Origin of the sequence: Globicatella sulfidifaciens DSM 15739 (genome assembly GCF_900167405.1) — a bacterium.
GTDB classification, from domain to species: Bacteria; Bacillota; Bacilli; order Lactobacillales; family Aerococcaceae; genus Globicatella; species Globicatella sulfidifaciens.
Map to the genome: position 1 here is coordinate 1 of NZ_FUWO01000024.1, position 18787 is coordinate 18787.

The window sequence follows — 18787 nt, forward strand, 5'->3', positions numbered from 1 at the left end:
TGCAGTCCAAAATCCTGACGTATCTGATGATACAAGGCGTTATGCAAAGTCGTTTGACCTAATTCAAAGTCATGGTCAAAGATATATGTCGAAACAAAATTACAAGCGTTTAAAAACTGTTGTTGGGTTTCTTCGAATTTTTCAATATCACTAGCACTTGGGTATAATTGCACTTTAATCGTTTTCGTTAACTGCATCTTGTCACCTCTTTTCTCTTAAATACATTATACTATCTATTTAGTAAAAACATAAACGATAACCTAGTAAAATCAATAAAAATAGCTGTCTATTTCGCTAATTCCTCCTAGGTATTAATACCTAGGTTTCCTTAACTGACAGCTTGTAAATGAAAAGCGCTATGGTTTAGTGGCCTCAAACTTCGTCTTAAAGGGAGTGGGCAAGAAGTAGAAAATTAAATAATTTTCGCTTCGTCTGCCCACCCCCTCACATTTGGGAGTAGACCAGAAGTAGAAAATCGAATGATTTTCGCTTCGTCGGCCTACCCCCGCACAGTTTGAGTAGTCCTCATATAAGTCGTTAAGACGCAGTTTTAGACCACTCAACCACTGCGCTTTTAATTAACTAACAATAATCTTAATTAAATTTATCAAGTTTATGCCCAGCCTCTAAATAATTCTATCAAATGGTTTTTTATAATTGACAGAAGTAAAATAATATAGTTTAATTATACCCATAGGGGTATATAAAATTAAGGATCAGATTACAAGGAGGTAGCTTATGTGGTTTTTTGGACCCAGAGTAGAAGCAATTAAAGCTGATGAAATCAACAATCAGCTATTAAAAAAGTATCAATTATTGGATGTGCGGACACCAGCAGAATTTAAAAGTGGACATATAAGAGGTGCAGTCAATCATCCTTTAGCGCAAATACAATTATTTCAAGGCAGTAAAGACAAGCCTATTTTAGTGATCTGCCAAAGTGGTATGAGAAGTCGTCAAGCAGCCAAAGCTTTATTGAAAAAAGGGTATCAAGTGAAAAATGTTAGTGGTGGAATGAATGCCTGGCATGGGCAAATAAAAGGAGGAAAATAAATGAAAAAGATTTTGATTGTTGGTGGTGTCGCAGGTGGAATGTCAGCTGCAACTCGATTACGTCGATTAATGGAAGATGCAGAAATAATTGTGTTTGATAAGGGACCTTATGTGTCATTTGCTAACTGTGGATTACCCTACCACGTATCTGGCGAAATTGCTGAGCGACAAAAATTAATCGTTCAATCACCTGAAGCTTTACGCGCTCGCTTTGATTTAGATGTTAGACCGAATACGGAAGTATTATCGATTGACCCGCAAACGAAAACGGTGACAGTTCAAAGTGAAGGGCAAGAATCAACTGAACAATATGATGTGCTAATCTTATCACCAGGAGCCAAGCCATTTGTCCCGCCGATAATTGGATTGGAGGCATCTAATAACACCCATGTTTTACGTAGTATTCCTGACTTAGATGACATCATGGCTAACTTGAATGATGATGGAGTTAAACAAGCAACGGTAATTGGTGCTGGCTTTATTGGCATTGAAATGGCAGAAAACTTAGCAAAATTAGGTTTAGCAGTTACAATAGTTGAAAAAGCCCCGCATGTTTTACCGCCATTAGATGAAGAAATGGCTCAACATATCTTGTTAGAACTAGAAAAAAATAATATTAAAGTTATTACTAATCAATCAGTAGTTGAATTTAAAGAGCAAGGTCATACCTTAGTATTGGAAGATGGCACTACCTTAAATTCCGATTTAAATATTTTATCGGTCGGTGTGCAACCGGAAAATAGCTTAGCCAAAGAAGCAGGAATTGAATTAGGTTTGCGTGGAGGGATTGTTGTCGATGACCAATACCGTACGAATGTACCCGATATCTATGCAGTCGGAGATGCCATTGTGGTGAAACAACAAATTACCGGTCAAGATGCTTTGATTTCGTTAGCATCCCCAGCTAACCGTCAAGGGCGTCAAGTGGCTGATATTATTGCTGGTTTAGAAAGTAGCAATAAAGGCAGTATTGGAACAGCGATTGTGCGCGTATTTGAAATGGCTGCTGCTTCAACTGGATTAAATGAACGTTCAGCTAAATTAGCTGATTTAAACCCATTAGTGGTCCATATTAGTGGTAAGAGTCATGCTAGTTATTTCCCTGGTGCTGAAGATATTCATTTAAAATTAGTCTTTAATCGCCAAACCGGTGAAATTTATGGCGCACAAGCCGTCGGTAAAGATGGTGTTGATAAGCGAATTGATATTATAGCAACGGCCATTAAAGGTGGCTTAACGATTTTTGATTTGCCAGAATTAGAATTTACTTACGCACCACCATTTGGTTCAGCGAAAGACCCCGTTAATATGGCGGGTTATGCAGCTTCTAACTTAGCAACGGGTGTGACGGACTCCATTCAATGGTATGAATTAAACGATGAATTGGCTAAAGGCAAAGTATTGATAGATGTACGTAATGATGGGGAATTACAACGCAATGGTCGTTTTAAAGAGGCGATTCATATCCCACTCGATCAATTACGCGAGCGATTAGAAGAATTGGATAAGAACCAACCGTATGTTATCACTTGTCATAGTGGCTTACGTAGTTATATTGGTGAGCGTATTTTAAAACAACATGGATTTACGGTAGAGAACCTAGATGGAGCATTCTCACTGTATCATTTAATGAAACCGGAGGAAATTGTACATGTATAATAGCAAAATGATAGATGAGTTTGAACAAGATTTAAAAAATGATGATTTGACCGTACTTGATGTTCGGGAATTGGATGAGTATAATAATGGACATATTAAAAATGCCCTCCACCTACCTTTGAGTCAAATAAGTGAGTTGGTCAAGGATTTAGATTCATCGAAACATTATCATGTTATTTGTCATTCTGGTGGACGCTCAGCTATGGCATGTGAATTTTTAAGTGCACATGGGTTTGATGTGACCAATGTGATGGGTGGAATGTCGGCATGGAAAGGTGATGTTGCATTTGACTAGTTGCGATAAATCGATTTTAAATCGATTAAAAAGAACTGAAGGTCAATTAAGAGGAATCCAAAAAATGATTGAAGAAGAACAGGATTGTATAGATGTCATTACTCAATTAAGTGCAGTTCGTTCAAGTGTTGATCGCATAATGGGCATTATTGTGGCACAAAATTTGCGTGATTGCTTAGAAAATCCTGAAGCTGAACCGGAAGTACAAAATGCCAAAATTAATCAAGCAATTCAAATGATTATTAAAAAATAAGCAAAATATGCTGGGCAATAACCCAGGGGGTAGACGAAGTTAAAGTTTTTCAATTTTTAACTTCTGAACCACTCCAACTGTGCGAGGGAGGGAGCCCATAGCGAAAATCAATCAAATTTCTACTTCTGGCCCATTCTATTTATACAGCTCATTTTTTGCTTTCTGATTGGAAATATAATTTAACGAATATTTCGCTTGGTTTGTGAAAATGATTTGTATTTATGTACCTATTTAATGACAAGTGTGTTACAATATTAAAGATGGAAGATGACCTTGGTCATCTTGATTGACAAACAGAAGGTAGGATGAGTGATGAAACAACCAAAAGAGGGTGAATTCATCACTATTAAGAGTTATAAACATGATGGCTCATTACATCGTACTTGGCGTGATACAATGGTTTTAAAAACTAGTGATCAGTCGATTATCGGTTGTAATGACCATACGTTGGTAACTGAATCTGATGGTCGCAGATGGGTAACTCGTGAAGCAGCGTTACTTTATTATCACAAACATTTTTGGTTTAATATTGTAGCGATGATTCGCAAACGCGGTGTTACTTATTATTGTAATTTGGCTTCTCCTTATTTAATAGATCAAGAAGCCTTGAAATACATCGATTACGATTTAGATATCAAAGTGTTTCCAGATGGCGAAAAGCGATTATTAGATCTTGATGAATACGAAATTCATGGACGAAAATATCATTATCCAGATGAAATTGATCGTATTTTAAAATATAATATCCAAGAGCTAGTACGATGGATTGAAGAAGAGAAAGGACCGTTCTCACCGGAATTCATTGAAATCTGGTATGAACGTTATATCCAATTAACCCATCGTAAAAGAGGAAAATTTAACTAAAATAGTATGAATTCACTGTTTGTTATCACCGCGAATAGCGGTGTTTTTTTATATTCAAAAGTATGTTATAATATTGAAATATAAGCTAGAACATAGGCATTCTAATTGCTCATTTTATTAGAGTTATCTATAATTAATGAGAGAGAATAGACAGAGGTGAGGGAGTATGCAATTGTCAAAGTTTAGTCACAAGCAATTAGGTTTTGGGATTGCTGGCGGAGTAATTCTTTTATTATTATTGATTTATGGAATCGGTGTCTTATATTATCAAGGGCATTATTTACCAAGTACTACAGTAGCCGGACAATCGATTAGTAATCAATCAATTGAATCAGCAAAGACTAAAATTCAGAGTGAACTAGAAAATAAAACCATATTATTTAGTGAAAAAGAACAACCCATTGGGACTGTGGCCTTGAAAGATTTAGGCGTAACCAGTCATTTCGATGAACAATTAACCCAATTAATGGCCGAACAAAATGCTACTGATTGGCCATTAGCATTACTTAAACTGAAGCGGTCAGAACTGCAAGTGACTCCAGAAACCGTTCGATTTGATGAGGCGATCATTACGAATTTAATTTATAGCTTAGGGGTCAATAATGAAGAAAGAACGCCTGCTGAAGATGCCTATATTTTAGATGATGACAATGTCTTTTCAATTATTCCAGAAGTGTACGGTAATCAAATTAATAACGAAAGTATGACTCAAACATTGTTTTCAGCTCTTAATCATAATCAATTAGAAGTCGATTTGAAAGATGCCTATATCCAACCACAAATTAAAAAAGAAGACTCAACATTGAATGATAATCTGAAGAAAATTGCTTTAATGGAATCAAGTCAAATAACCTTAACTTTCGATGGTAATGAAGTTACCATACCAAAAGAGAATATTGCGAGTTGGATTTATATTGATGAAGAAGGTGCACCGCAAGTCGATCGAGCGTTAGTTGAAGACTATGTACGTGAATTAAATTATCAATATGCCGGTCTTTTTCAGCCTCGTCAATTTATGAGTACTTATCAAGGAGAGGTTACAATCCAACCAGGAACCTATGGGTGGTATATTGACCGTCATACCGAGCCTGACAATATCATTGCTGATATTCATGAGGGAGCGACCATTACTCGTGAACCTGTTATCGGTGGCGATGGTTATGGTATGGGGGATAGTGTCGGTAATTCTTATGTTGAAGTCGATATTTTAAATCAAACCATGTTTATTTACTTAGACGGTGTTCTAGTATTGCAAACACCAGTGGTAACTGGAAAAACAGGTACCAATACTATACCGGGAGCCTATCGGGTATGGAATATGGAGTCACCCTCGGTATTGCGAGGCTATAATCCACATACAGATGTTGATTATGAACAACCGGTTCAATATTGGATTGCCTTTGACGATCAAGCCCAAGGGATTCACGATGCTAATTGGCAAGGGACTTTTGGTGGACAAGCTTATTTAAATTCGGGCTCCCTAGGATGTGTTAACACACCACCAAGTGTGATGGGACAAGTTTTTGAATTAGTATACTACGGCATGCCAGTCATTATTTTCTACTAGAGAAAATCGGTCTATTTATATCACTGATGGAGTGAGCGGGAAGGGGAGTGGGCAAGAAGTAGAAAATCAAATGATTTTCGCTTTGTCTGTCCACCCCCGCACAGTTGGGAGTAGACCAGAAGTAGAAAATTGAATATTTTTTGCTTCGTCGGTCTACCCCCGCACAGTTGAGTAGGCCTCAAACAAGTCGAAAGACTCAGTTTGAGACCACTCAACCACTGCGCTTTGAATTAAATAGATATGCCTGAAAAGAATTTAAAAAGTTTTGCACAGCCTTACGTATTCGCTTACTCATTGTTATTTTACAAATCGAATACGTAAGGCTGTTGTCGTAGTCAAAGCCAACGCGAATATCCTTTTTTATTTTTCAAGATAGCTTTCCGGTTTTTCTGCAAGATCAGCGGAAATGATTGTTTTCATTTTTCAAGATTATTCCCAATATATGTTTGCGTTTTCATAAAAACTTATGAAACCAACTGTTATAATGGTAATAAAATTCATATAAAATTTACATATTTAACTAATTTTACATCTTATTTTCAACAAAAATGCAAATGTTTTTGTTATAATGATTTTGAATTAATCAACAAGGAGTGTTTAAATGGCTTTGGATTGGCAAAATGATGTAGAATATATGGCGTTGATTGAAGATTTAATTGAATTAGAAGAGGTACAATGCCTAAAGAATTACGTTCATCATTTAGTGACAGACCGTTTATCGCATTCTTTATCGGTATCGTATCGTAGTTATCGTTGGGCAAAACGTTTTAATCTTAATGCACGTGCCATTGCGCGTGCAGGTTTACTCCATGATTTGTTCTACTATGATAGTGCAGATAAACATCAAGTAGGGGGTAAGGGGCACAATTGGGAACACCCACGAATTGCCTTACAAAACGCTTTAAAAATTACTGAGATATCAGATCTTGAACAAGATATTATCGTTAAACATATGTTTGGTGCAACTAGAGAGTTGCCTAAATACCCAGAAAGTTATATTGTCACAGTCATGGACAAACAAGCCGCCATCTTTGAGTTGGGTGCAGGCTTTTATCATTTCTGTTTAGATCAATCGGCTAGACAGAGTAAAAAATTAGTGAGTTTTCTATTATAATCAACGGATTCTACCAAATTATATATATAAAATGACTGAAGAGTACTGAAAAGTGCTCTTTTTTTTCAGTTAAATGAGAATTTAAATAAAAATCAACAAAATAGCACTCAGACAGTGTGAAATTTGATACAATGACGAAGTAAAACTTATCAGGAGGATTAATATGACAAAGATAAACAATATTGAATGGTCTGAAAAAGTTCAGTACCTTAATGATATTATGAATTTAAAACCAGTTTTCTGGGTCAATAAGCATAAAGATAATTTTGAAGAAGCATCTAAAAAGGTAGCTTATTCAATGGCAGATGTTCAAGATGCCGAAGCTCGTTTAGAGCGTTTTGCACCATTTATTATGCAAGAATTTCCTGAGACGGCGCCAATGAATGGTTTAATTGAATCAGGCTTAACAAAACTGACACCATTAAAAGAATATTTAGAAGATAAGTATAATACGACCATACTAGGCGAGTTTTATTTAAAACGTGATGACACTTTGCCAATTGCTGGAACGATTAAAGCACGTGGTGCTATTTACGAAGTGTTAAAATATGCTGAAACATTAGCGCTAGAACATGATTTGTTAAATGGCATTGAAGATGACTATACCAAATTTTCGAGTGAGGAATTCCAGTCATTTTTCCGCCAATATAAGATTGTTGTTGGGACGACGGGAAACTTGGGAATCAGCGTTGGTGTGATGAGTGCTAAATTAGGTTTTGAAGTGACAGTTCATATGTCGATTGAAGCAAAACAATGGAAGAAAGACTTATTGCGTTCTAAAGGTGTGACCGTTATCGAACATGAGACCAATTTCACTGAAGCAGTATGGCAAGGTCGTGCTCAGTCAGATGCAGATCCAAAATCATATTTTGTCGATGATGAACATTCTGTAGAATTATTTTTAGGTTATACAGTGGCTGCTCTTCGCTTAGAAAAACAACTAGAAGAAATGGGTATTAAAGTAAACGCTGATCACCCATTGTTTGTCTACTCACCATGTGGTATTGGAGGCAGCCCTGGTGGTACGGCCTTTGGTTTAAAACAAGTGTATGGTGATAATGTTCATTGCTTCTTTGCTCAACCGACTCACATGCCGTCAATGTTACTAGGGCAAATCACGGAACAATTTGATAAAGTATCGGTCGATGATTTTAAAATCGATGGAAAAACATGTATGGATGGTTTAGCTGTTCCTAGAACGTCAGGATTTGTTGCGGAATTAATGAGTAATTTCTTCGATGGTGGTTACTCAGTAGAAGAAGAGGAAGTGCACCTTTTATTATCTAAAATGGTTGACTTAGAAGCGATTAATTTAGAACCAGCCGCTCTAGCCGGTGTACCTGGACCAGTACGTCTATTTACCACAGCTGAAGGACAAGACTATATTAATATGAAGAACTTACAAGATAAAATGCAAAACGCCACTCATATTGCTTGGGCGACAGGTGGTAGCATGGTTCCTGCTGCTGATATGGAAGTTTTTTATCAAGAAGGTTTAGCTGTCATCAATAAATAAGTCATTAAGGTAGAATATCTTAAGAATTTTCGATATTGATCAGATTTAAGCAGTGCATTAGAGGATTGTTTATGCTTTGTGGTTTTGTTTTTTTAGTTGGGTAGCTATTAAATAAATCCTTTAGTGATTGTTTAAAATCATAAAATTAATCGGTAAGGGTGATTTTGAAATTGAGATGACATCCGTAAGATGCATCGAGTTAATAAACCATAGGAGAACGTCTATTAGACGTCGATCCTATGGTTTTTAGTTGAGTATATAGAAACAAAAAAGAGGAGTGGGCAAGAAGTAGAAAATCAGTTGATTTTCGCTTCGTCTACCCACCCCCGCACAGTTGGGAGTAGACCAGAAGTAGAAAATTGAATAATTTTCGCTCCGTCGGCCTACCCCCGCACAGTTGAGTAGGCCTCAAACAAGTCGAAAGATGCAGTTTGAGGCCACTCAACCACTGCGCTTATAAATATCGAGCAATAACTTGATTGAATTTTTTATGTTTATAACTAACTCGTTAAGACGCAGGTTGAGACCATTCAACCACTGCGCTTTGAATTAAATAGACATGACTGAACAGAATTTAAAAAGTTCGTGCCCGCTCCCTTTGATATGAAATTTTTAGATGATAGCTAAAGCAATAAAGTTAATTGCGAATAAAACGACTGAGATCCATAAGATAGGGTGGATTTCTTTGGTTTTACCTTGAACCATTTTTACTAAACAATAAGCAAAGAATCCTGCTGCAATTCCGTATGAGATAGAGTAAGCTAAGCCCATGAAGATGGAAGCAAAGAATGCCGGTACAGCTTCAGCAAAGTCAGTCCAATTAATATCAGCTAATGATGATAACATTAACACCCCGACTAAAATTAAAGCTGGTGCCGTTGCTGATGCTGGCACAATGCCGATAATTGGTGCGATAAAAATTGAAAGGATAAACATTGAAGCAGTTGCAACAGAAGTTAAACCTGTACGTCCACCTACACCGATTCCTGCTGCCGATTCTACATAGGTTGTTGTATTCGATGTTCCGAATAAAGCGCCAATTAAAGTACCGATTGAATCGCCAAATAAAGCACGGTCCATTTTTGAATTAAATCCAGAGCTAGTTTCTAAAGCATTGATATCCTCATCTGAGAAAATACCGGTACGACGACCAGTCCCAATGAAAGTACCGATTGTGTCGAAAACATCTGATAAGCTAAAAGCAAAAATAGTGATTAAAACAATTGGTAAACGAGAGATATCACCAAATAACGAAGGTAAACCTGCTGGTGTGAAAATAACTAAGAACGTTTCATCTAAAGCTGCGAAAGCACTCGCAACAGAATTACCTGTCCAATCAATTGAACCTAAATCTACTACGCCTAAAGGAATTCCAATTAATGTTGTTAAAATAATACCTAATAAAATAGCTGATTTTACACCACGAATCATTAAAGCAATCGTAATAGCTAAACCGATAAGCGTTAGTAAAGAACTAGGATTGGTAAAGTTAACTAATTCTGGCACTGCCCCACTATTCGCAAGGACTGATGAAATACCACCAGGGAATGATTCAGCGGTAGGATCGCCCCCATTGACTGAAATTAAATTAATCCCATCGATGGTAAATTGTAATAAGTTACCATTTTTAATTCCGATATATGCAATGAAAACACCAATCCCAGCTGAAATAGCATGTTGTAAACTTTCTGGGATAGCTTTAATTAAAGATTTACGTACTTTAGTAACCGTAATTAAAACATTAAAGACCCCACAAATAAATACCATTGACAACGCTTCTTGCCAAGTAAAACCTAAACCAAATACAACCGTAAAAGTGAAGAATGCATTTAACCCCATACCAGGTGCCAAAGCATAAGGGACATTCGCTAATAAGCCCATCGCTAAAGTTGATACAGCAGCAGCAAAGACCGTTGCTAAAAAGACTGCTTGATTTGGCATACCCGTTAACGCAAGGATTGACGGGTTAACAAACATGATATAAGACATTGCTAAGAATGTCGTAATCCCCGCAGAAATTTCAGTTGAAACAGTGGTGCCATTTTCTTTTAATTTGAAAAATTTATCCACAAAAAAGACCTCCTAAATTTTTGAATACAGAATGAGTATAACAAAAGAATCAGAACGTTCAACAAGAAAATTAAATATATCATTCGTTTCGAATTGAATGTTCGTGTTTTTAGAAATAGAGTGCATAAAATTAGTCAAAATGAGTGCTTAATGGCTTCAAAGCAGTAGAAATATGTTATAATCATCATTATGAAATGATTTAAAAGTTGTGTTTAGTATACAAATCAGAAAGAGGATATTATGTCAGAATTATTTAATCAACAGATTAGTAAAGAAACCGGTATTTCAATCAAACAGGTTGAAGCAACATTAAAATTATTAGCAGAGGGCAGTACCATCCCTTTTATTGCCCGTTACCGTAAAGAGATGACTGGATCATTAGATGAAGTTCAAATATACACTATAGAGCAACGTCATCAATATTTAATTAACTTGTCAACTCGTAAAGAAGAAGTGACGAGATTAATTGAAGAACAAGATAAATTAACCGAAGAATTAAGAGTGGCAATTGAACAAGCCCAAACATTACAACAAGTAGAAGACTTGTATCGTCCTTATAAACAAAAACGTCGTACTAAAGCAATGGTGGCGATTGAACAAGGTTTAGAACCATTAGCAGACTGGATATTATCAAATAAAGAACCGATTAATCTCAGCGATAAAGCGAGTGAATTTATTCAAGATGAGGTGACAACCGCTGAAGAAGCATTAGCAGGCGCTCATGAAATTATTGCTCAGAAAGTATCCGATAATGCAAAATACCGCGAATTTATCCGTAAATACAGTCGCTATAATGCGATCGTTCAAACAAGTTTAAAGAATCAAGAAAAAGACCCGCAACAAGTTTATCATATGTATTATGATTTCTCTGAAAAATTGGATAAAGTCAAAGAACATAATACTTTAGCCATTAATCGTGCGGAAAGAGAGGACGTTATTACGGTAAAAATCAACATTGATGAAGAGCCGGTTTATCGTTATATTGAAAAACGTTTTATTGAAGCAGATTTACCTACAGCGCAAGTAGCTTTTATCCAAAATGCCATTCAAGATAGTTACAAACGATTTATTGGGCCGGCTATCGAACGAGAGTTACGTGCAGAAACAACGGAAAAAGCAGATTTACAAGCGATTGAAGTGTTTGGTGAAAACTTACGTAACTTATTATTAACTGCACCATTAAAAGGCAAAGTAGTGTTAGGTTTTGACCCGGCTTATCGAACAGGATGCAAATTAGCTGTCATCAATGAAACTGGTGCGGTATTAGAAAAAGCTGTTATCTACCCACATGAAAAAGCGGTTGGAGCTGATACCAAAGCACAACATGAAGCGAAATGGGCTAAAGCTGGCCAACAATTAACTGATATTATTAATCGTCATCAGGTGGAATTAATTGCGATCGGCAATGGAACGGCCAGTCGTGAATCTGAATTATTTGTTAGTGAAGTGATTCATTCTCTGGATCGAAAAGTTCAATATTTGGTGGTAAGTGAAGCCGGAGCTTCTGTCTATAGTGCCAGTGAGATTGCGCGTCAAGAATTTCCGGATTGGGAAGCTTCTGAACGTAGTGCGGTAAGTATTGCTCGTCGAGTGCAAGATCCATTGGCAGAATTGATTAAGATTGATCCCAAATCAATTGGTGTGGGTCAATATCAACATGATGTAGCACAAAAATCATTGAATGAACAATTAGATTTCGTGGTGAATATGACTGTCAACCAAGTAGGTGTCGACATTAATACCGCTAGTATACCATTATTACAACGCGTTTCAGGTTTAACTAAGACTACAGCCAAAAACATTGTAGATTTGCGTGAAGAGTTGGGTCATTTTTCAAATCGTGAACAAGTGAAAGATGTCAAACGGATGGGACCTAAGACTTATGAACAAGCCATTGGCTTCTTGCGTGTCTTAGGGGGAGGTAATCCACTTGACCAAACGAATATTCACCCGGAAAGCTATCCGATTGCTGAGCAAATTTTAGCGAAATTAGCGATTGACCAAAAAGCGTTAGGTTCAAAAGAAGCGAATGAACAATTAGAAAAATTAAATTTAAATCAATTAGTTAAAGAATTAAACGTCGGGAAAGAAACCTTAATCGATATTATTGAAGGGTTAAAAAATCCAACGGCGGATATACGTGATGGACAACCGACACCACAATTAAGAAGTGATGTCTTAAAAATGGAAGATTTAAAAGTTGGAATGGATTTAGAAGGGGTGGTACGCAATGTCGTTGACTTTGGTGCCTTTGTTGACATTGGTGTAAAACAAGATGGCTTAATTCATATTTCTAAATTAACCAATAAACGTCGTGTGAATCATCCGAATGAGATTGTAGCGGTGGGGCAAATTGTCGATGTTGAAGTCATTCAATTAGACTTAGATAAACAAAGAATAGGATTGAAATTAGTTAAAATTCATTAATTGGAGGTGCCACATGAAAGAGCGTGCTTTTGTAATAGGTGATATACATGGGGAATACCAAATGTTAAAGCAGCTTTTAACCTATTGGTCTCCTGAAGAAGAGGAATTAATCTTTGTGGGCGACTTAATTGATCGCGGACCGCAAATATTTAAAACACTTGAGTTAGTTTGGTCATTACAAAAAGAGTACGATGCAAAAGTGATTAGGGGGAATCATGAGGCGCTTTTTCTTGATTTTTTACAACATCCTAATCAGGCATGGGATTTGTATCAAAGAAATGGAGGAGCTACGACTTTAGCTTCACTTAATCACTTAGCCCTGGATGAGATAAATGATTATCCATTGGATAAGTTGGTTAATTTAACAACCGAAAATTATCCTTATTTGATGGCTTGGTTAGAAAATTTACCTTTGTATCTTGAATACGGTGAATGGATTATTGTTCACGCGGGGGTCGATTTACAATTAACCAATTGGCAGCAATCCAAACCAAGTGATTTTTATTGGATTCGTGACCCTTTTCATCTGGGCGATAATCGAACTGGTAAAAAAATTATTTTTGGTCATACACCTGTTAAGTTTTTAAATGCCACACCAGGAGATTTATCAACTTGGCATCATCAAGGAAAGTTTGGTATCGATGGTGGTGCTGTTTATGGCGGTGACTTAATTGGGATTCATATTACACAATCCGGAGAACTATTAAAAGAAGATCATGTCACACATCATTAAAATAGAACGCTAAATGAGAACATACAAAACCATTGAATCATGATGTTCAGTGTGTGGTTACAACAGTTAAGGAAGTTTTGTAAAGTTTCAGTGTAACAATCATTGGTTAATGAGGTTCAAAACGTGGCTACAATTCAGTAGAGTAGAATAGATAACAAACAAAAATCAGGCAAAAGTGAAGTTTTAGTTGCTTCTCTTTTGCCTGTTTTATCTTTTATTATTTAGTTTGAGAATGGGCGATACGACTAGCCGCTGCAGCAGCAAGTGCTCCAACAACATCATCGATGAAGGTGTTACATTTTTCGCCTTTTTGACTGTTTAATTCTCCAATAATCCCAGGTTTAATTTTGTCGACATAACCAAAATTGGTCATCCCAATCGAACCATAGACATTGACGATGGATAGTACTAGGATTTCATCGATGCCGTATAAACCTTCATCGCGCATTAATAAGTCACTTAAAGTAGGTGAGAACACCCCTTTTTCTGCAGCGATATCAATTTCAATACCGGTAATGACCGCATTTTGTACCTCACGCTTTTTCATGACCATTTTTAAATTATGAATACATTCTTCCATCGTTAAGTCTTTGACATAAGGTGCTTGTAATTCATAAACGATAGTTGCGATTTCTTCAATCGAAACACCACGTTCAGCTAATAGATTATAAGCGTGTTGTTCTAAAATTTCTTGTTCTATTAATTTCTTAGACATACTAATTTCCTTTCTAATTTAAATATTACTGTTCAAATAAACTGGTACTATGAATATGTTGACGACCAGCTCCAGGGTTGAATTGTTCAATTGCATTACCTACAGCAGTCGGACCTTCGCCAAAACCAGTAGCTATGATGCGAATTTTACCAGGGTAATTGGCAATATCTCCTACCGCAAAAATACCTTTAACATTCGTTTCATAAGCAGAATTCACGGGAATTAGATTCCGTTCAACATTGATGCCCCAATTTTTCACATTACCAATACTTGACGAAAAGCCGTAACTAATTATAAAATGATCCGCTTTTATTGTTAATTTCTCGTCACCTCTAGGTTGAGTGATTTCGATCGCATTCAACGTATGACCATCCCCTATAATCTGACTTGGAATGTAAGGGGTCATGACTTTAACTGAAGATTGCATCAATTGATTCACGCTGTGTTCAAGCGCTCTAAATTGTGGACGGCGATGTAATAATGTAACAGACTTAGCGATGGGTTCTAACATTAATGCCCAGTCCACGGCCGAATCACCACCACCACAAATCACGACCTCTTTATTGGCGAATTGTGATAATTGATTAACATAATAGTGTAAATTTTGCGCTTCATATTGAGCGGCTTCAGGTAAATTCAATTTACGAGGACTAAAAGCACCATTACCAATGGCGATAATCACCGTTTTTGAATAATGTGTTTCCTTATCTGTTTCGATTAAAAAATGCTCTTGGTCATCTTTGATGATGTTTATCACTTTTTGACCTAGTACAATATTGGTTTCAAATAATTCCAATTGTTTAACCAAGTTGTTTGTTAATTCGATACCTGAAGTAGCTGGATAAGCCGGGATATCGTAAATCGTTTTTTCAGGATAAAGATGTGCCGGTTGCCCACCTAAGTTTTCTAAACTTTCAATAATTTTAACTTTTACTTGTCTCATTTCCGCATAAAAGGCGGTGTATAACCCGACGGGCCCACCACCTATAATTGTTATATCAAATAATTCCAAATGTCGATGTTCCTTTCATATTATTGCATTTCTATAAAGAATCTAAAGATTCGGTTTAAAAAGAATGCTACCATAATTCCTGTCATAATGCCAACAATGACTTCACTGGGTTTATGGCCTAAATATTTCTTGATAACCATCGCCTTATATTTATCGTAATCATAATCACCAATCGAGTGGTTAGGATTTTCTTCTAAATGTTGCTTGGCAATTTGATCTAAAACTAAACCTTGTTCACCACTTTGACGACGAACACCCATCGAATCAAACATTACAATAATGCCGAACACGGTCGCAATCGCTACATAGGGCGAGCTAAAACCGTATTGCAAGATTAAAGCTGTAATGAGTGAACTAGTAGCAGCGGAGTGAGAACTCGGCATACCACCGGTGGAGGTGACGATGTCAATATTGGTATTTGAATTTCTAAAATATTTAGCAATGGGATATTTAATAAATTGAGTAAAAATAATCGCAAAGAGCGAGCTAATAAGTGGAAAGTTCATCCTTGATAGTTCCTCCAATTTCTTGTTATCTTATATCATAACAAAAAAACCTTAATATAGCACCAAAAAATTTTGAAACTTGAATATAATTAAGGTAAGATAGAATGGAAGTAAAATTGAAGGAGGCGGACAATTGATGTTCCCACAAATAAATGTAGAGAATTTAGAATCGAATGTAATTTTACATACAAATTATGGTGATATTGAATTGGTATTATTCAAAGAACAAGCACCTAAAACTGTAGAAAATTTCATTGAATTAGCGAAAAAAGGTTATTATGATGGCGTTATTTTCCATCGAGTGATTAAAGACTTTATGATTCAAGGTGGTGACCCAACCGGTACCGGAATGGGTGGAGAAAGTATTTATGGACAGTCATTCGAAGATGAATTCTCGCGTGATTTATTTAATTTGAGAGGTGCTTTATCAATGGCGAATGCTGGTCCCAATACCAATGGTAGTCAATTCTTTATTGTAACGGCAAGCAATGTACCGACTCAAATGTTAGCTCAAATGAAAGATTTAGGTTTCCCAGAAGAGATCGTCGAAGCTTATGCTAAAGATGGTGGAACGCCATGGTTAGACCAACGTCATACAGTCTTTGGCCATGTTAAAAATGGCTTTGATAATGTTTTAGCCATTGAAGCTGTCGAAACTGGCGCCCAAGATAAACCACAAAAACCAGTTGTTATTGAATCAATTACTGTAAAGTAACATTGGCAAAACGACAAAACTGAAGTATAATTAAAAGTGGTTTTAGAAGGAGACGATATTGTGACAGAATTTAAAATTGGTGATATTGTCGAAGGTGTAATCACTGGAATTCAAAACTACGGTGTCTTTGTAAGTCTATCAGAAGAAGAGCAAGGACTAATCCATATATCTGAATGTCGACATGGTTTTGTATCTAATTTTGATGAATTTTTTAAGGTAGGGGACAAGGTAAAGGTTATCGTTGTTGATATTGATGAATATACTGAAAAAATCAGTTTGTCAATTCGGGCCTTGATTAAGGTCAATACACCTCCTTTTCCCGCCCGACCTAAGAAAAGACGCAAAAGGTTTACACCTTCGATAGGTTTTACAACCTTAGATAAAAAGATGCCGGAATGGATTGCTGAAGGCATTGAAAATATAGAAACAGATCGCTATAACAAAAAAATTCAAAAGGAGCATAGTAATAATGGCACATATTAAATTTGATTATTCAAAAGTAAGCAATTACGTAGGAGAAAACGAATTAGCTCAATTACAAACTCAAATCACAGCAGTAGATAAAATGTTAAGAGAAAAAACAGGTGCTGGTGCAGACTTTACAGATTGGGTAGATTGGCCAGAAGCTTATGATAAAGAAGAATTTGCGCGTATTAAAGAAGCAGCTGAAAAAATTAAAAACGATTCTGAAGTATTAGTTGTAATTGGTATTGGTGGATCTTACTTAGGTGCTCGTGCTGCCATCGACTTTTTAAACCATTCTTTCTATAATGTAAAAGCAGGTAAAAAAGGTATGCCACAAATTTTCTTTGCTGGTAATAGTATTTCATCTACTTACTTACATGACTTATTAGATATCATTGGTGACCGTGATTTTTCTGTTAACATTATTTCCAAATCTGGTACTACTACTGAACCAGCCATCGCGTTTCGTGTATTCAAAGAGAAATTAATCGAAAAATATGGTGCCGAAGAAGCAACAAAACGTATTTATGCAACGACAGATAAAGCACGCGGTGCATTAAAAGAAGAAGCCAACGCTGAAGGATACGAATCATTTGTTATTCCGGACGGTATCGGTGGCCGTTTCACCGTCTTAACCGCAGTAGGTTTATTACCAATTGCTGTATCTGGAGCTGACATTGATCAATTAATGCAGGGTGCTGCTGATGCAATGAAAGAATATAGCACTCCAAATTTAGCAACTAATGAAGCTTATCAATACGCAACAATCCGTAATATCTTACACCGTAAAGGTAAAGATATTGAAATTTTAGTGAACTATGAACCAGGAATGCAATATTTCTCTGAGTGGTGGAAACAATTATATGGTGAATCAGAAGGTAAAGACTTGAAAGGTATTTATCCATCAAGTGCGAACTTTTCAACTGACTTACACTCTGTTGGTCAAACGATCCAAGAAGGTAAACGCAATATTTTCGAAACAGTTGTTAAAGTAGAAAAACCTCGTCATGATGTTGAAATTCCAAAAATGGAAGAAAACTTAGATGGCTTACGTTACCTAGAAGGAGAAACAGTTGACTTTGTTAATACTAAAGCTTACCAAGGAACATTATTAGCTCATACTGATGGTCAAGTGCCAAACTTATTAGTGACGATTCCAGCGATGGATGAATATTCATTAGGTCATTTAATTTACTTCTTCGAAATTGCAGTCGCTATTTCAGGTTACTTAAATGGGGTGAATCCATTTAACCAACCAGGTGTCGAAGCATACAAGAAAAACATGTTTGCTTTATTAGGTAAAGAAGGATTCGAAGATTTGGCAAAAGAATTAAATGAACGCTTATAATATTTCTTTCAATATGAGATAAAATTATTTAAAACGCAAAAAAAGAAACGGAGCTAAAAAAGGCTCCGTTTCGCTTTTTTATGGAAAAAAACAGCTTTTTACAGAAAAAATGTAAAAAATGTAAAAATAAAGTAAAAAAAGTGTTGACGTGTGTCAGATATCATGATATTATAAGGGAGTTCCAATAGAACAAGACGAAAGATTGAAAAAGAAATAAAAAAAGTTGAAAAAACTTGTTGACAGTTTCAATCAAACGTGATATTATATAGGAGTTGCTTAACTAAGCAACAACGAAGCTCATTGAAAACTGAACAAAGACAAACACCAAAAATGTGTAGGGGATAATTCATTTGAATTATCACAACATACCCGAATATAAATTCGAGACAGAGTGGTAACTCTATAAACATACAAGCTAGTAAATAGTAAGAGTCTGAAACGACTCATGAAACTTTCATGAGAGTTTGATCCTGGC

Annotated in this window: 17 protein-coding genes and 1 pseudogene; 13 read left to right on the forward strand and 5 right to left on the reverse strand. The window is 36.2% G+C overall.

Annotation, left to right across the window (positions count from 1 at the left end; translation table 11 throughout):
• A pseudogene (locus B5D12_RS09195) lies at nucleotides 1–197 on the reverse strand (RNA-guided endonuclease TnpB family protein); the annotation flags it as partial.
• A 541-nt stretch (nucleotides 198–738) separates the two neighbouring features.
• Between B5D12_RS09195 and B5D12_RS09200 the strand changes: the two are divergent.
• From B5D12_RS09200 to B5D12_RS09235, 8 genes are all read left to right on the forward strand, one after another.
• Complete coding sequence (locus B5D12_RS09200; protein WP_078756545.1) at nucleotides 739–1053, forward strand: rhodanese-like domain-containing protein; 315 nt, start codon at nucleotides 739–741, stop codon at nucleotides 1051–1053.
• Nucleotides 1054–2712 carry an FAD-dependent oxidoreductase gene (locus tag B5D12_RS09205; protein ID WP_078756546.1) on the forward strand — a complete coding sequence of 553 codons (1659 nt, stop codon included), beginning with the start codon at nucleotides 1054–1056 and terminating at the stop codon, nucleotides 2710–2712.
• Complete coding sequence (locus B5D12_RS09210; RefSeq protein WP_078756547.1) at nucleotides 2705–3007, forward strand: rhodanese-like domain-containing protein; 303 nt, start codon at nucleotides 2705–2707, stop codon at nucleotides 3005–3007. The genes B5D12_RS09205 and B5D12_RS09210 overlap by 8 nt, the downstream gene beginning before the upstream one ends.
• On the forward strand, nucleotides 2991–3260 hold the full coding sequence (locus tag B5D12_RS09215) for a metal-sensitive transcriptional regulator (RefSeq protein WP_078756548.1): 270 nt from the start codon (nucleotides 2991–2993) through the stop codon (nucleotides 3258–3260). The genes B5D12_RS09210 and B5D12_RS09215 overlap by 17 nt, the downstream gene beginning before the upstream one ends.
• A gap of 312 nt (nucleotides 3261–3572) precedes the next feature.
• A complete protein-coding gene (ntdP, locus tag B5D12_RS09220; protein ID WP_066125266.1) occupies nucleotides 3573–4124 on the forward strand; it encodes a nucleoside tri-diphosphate phosphatase in 552 nt (183 codons plus the stop codon).
• 172 nt (nucleotides 4125–4296) lie between these two features.
• Nucleotides 4297–5691 carry a L,D-transpeptidase family protein gene (locus tag B5D12_RS09225; RefSeq protein ID WP_159443921.1) on the forward strand — a complete coding sequence of 465 codons (1395 nt, stop codon included), beginning with the start codon at nucleotides 4297–4299 and terminating at the stop codon, nucleotides 5689–5691.
• 601 nt (nucleotides 5692–6292) lie between these two features.
• The gene (locus B5D12_RS09230; RefSeq protein ID WP_078756550.1) at nucleotides 6293–6805 is read left to right on the forward strand and encodes an HD domain-containing protein; all 513 of its coding nucleotides are present in this window, start codon (nucleotides 6293–6295) and stop codon (nucleotides 6803–6805) included.
• Nucleotides 6806–6968: 163 nt separating this feature from the next.
• A complete protein-coding gene (locus B5D12_RS09235; RefSeq protein WP_200803024.1) occupies nucleotides 6969–8321 on the forward strand; it encodes a D-serine ammonia-lyase in 1353 nt (450 codons plus the stop codon).
• A 612-nt stretch (nucleotides 8322–8933) separates the two neighbouring features.
• Here B5D12_RS09235 and B5D12_RS09240 read toward each other — a convergent pair.
• Nucleotides 8934–10391 (reverse strand): NCS2 family permease, encoded by a 1458-nt coding sequence (locus B5D12_RS09240; protein ID WP_078756551.1) that lies wholly within the window; start codon nucleotides 10389–10391, stop codon nucleotides 8934–8936.
• A 240-nt stretch (nucleotides 10392–10631) separates the two neighbouring features.
• On the opposite strand from B5D12_RS09240, the gene B5D12_RS09245 reads away from it, so the two are divergent.
• Nucleotides 10632–12818, forward strand: coding sequence for a Tex family protein (locus B5D12_RS09245; protein WP_078756552.1), 2187 nt, complete (start codon nucleotides 10632–10634; stop codon nucleotides 12816–12818).
• A 13-nt stretch (nucleotides 12819–12831) separates the two neighbouring features.
• Nucleotides 12832–13551, forward strand: a complete 720-nt coding sequence (locus B5D12_RS09250; protein ID WP_078756553.1) for a metallophosphoesterase family protein — start codon at nucleotides 12832–12834, stop codon at nucleotides 13549–13551.
• Nucleotides 13552–13768: 217 nt separating this feature from the next.
• Here B5D12_RS09250 and B5D12_RS09255 read toward each other — a convergent pair whose 3' ends face one another.
• Genes B5D12_RS09255 through B5D12_RS09265 form a run of 3 tightly spaced genes read right to left on the reverse strand, consistent with a single transcriptional unit; the run spans nucleotide 13769 to nucleotide 15784 of the window.
• The gene (locus tag B5D12_RS09255; protein WP_078756554.1) at nucleotides 13769–14266 is read right to left on the reverse strand and encodes a phosphatidylglycerophosphatase A family protein; all 498 of its coding nucleotides are present in this window, start codon (nucleotides 14264–14266) and stop codon (nucleotides 13769–13771) included.
• A 25-nt stretch (nucleotides 14267–14291) separates the two neighbouring features.
• A complete protein-coding gene (locus B5D12_RS09260; RefSeq protein ID WP_078756555.1) occupies nucleotides 14292–15278 on the reverse strand; it encodes an NAD(P)/FAD-dependent oxidoreductase in 987 nt (328 codons plus the stop codon).
• Between the two features lie 20 nt (nucleotides 15279–15298).
• Entirely contained in the window at nucleotides 15299–15784 is a 486-nt protein-coding gene (locus B5D12_RS09265) for a divergent PAP2 family protein (RefSeq protein ID WP_200803025.1), read from the reverse strand.
• A gap of 136 nt (nucleotides 15785–15920) precedes the next feature.
• On the opposite strand from B5D12_RS09265, the gene B5D12_RS09270 reads away from it, so the two are divergent.
• Genes B5D12_RS09270 through B5D12_RS09280 form a run of 3 tightly spaced genes read left to right on the forward strand, consistent with a single transcriptional unit; the run spans nucleotide 15921 to nucleotide 18312 of the window.
• The gene (locus B5D12_RS09270) at nucleotides 15921–16499 is read left to right on the forward strand and encodes a peptidylprolyl isomerase (RefSeq protein ID WP_078756557.1); all 579 of its coding nucleotides are present in this window, start codon (nucleotides 15921–15923) and stop codon (nucleotides 16497–16499) included.
• 57 nt (nucleotides 16500–16556) lie between these two features.
• On the forward strand, nucleotides 16557–16982 hold the full coding sequence (locus B5D12_RS09275; RefSeq protein ID WP_143412089.1) for a CvfD/Ygs/GSP13 family RNA-binding post-transcriptional regulator: 426 nt from the start codon (nucleotides 16557–16559) through the stop codon (nucleotides 16980–16982).
• Complete coding sequence (locus B5D12_RS09280; protein WP_078756559.1) at nucleotides 16969–18312, forward strand: glucose-6-phosphate isomerase; 1344 nt, start codon at nucleotides 16969–16971, stop codon at nucleotides 18310–18312. Before B5D12_RS09275 ends, B5D12_RS09280 begins: the two co-directional genes overlap by 14 nt.
• The last annotated feature ends 475 nt before the right edge of the window (nucleotides 18313–18787 follow it).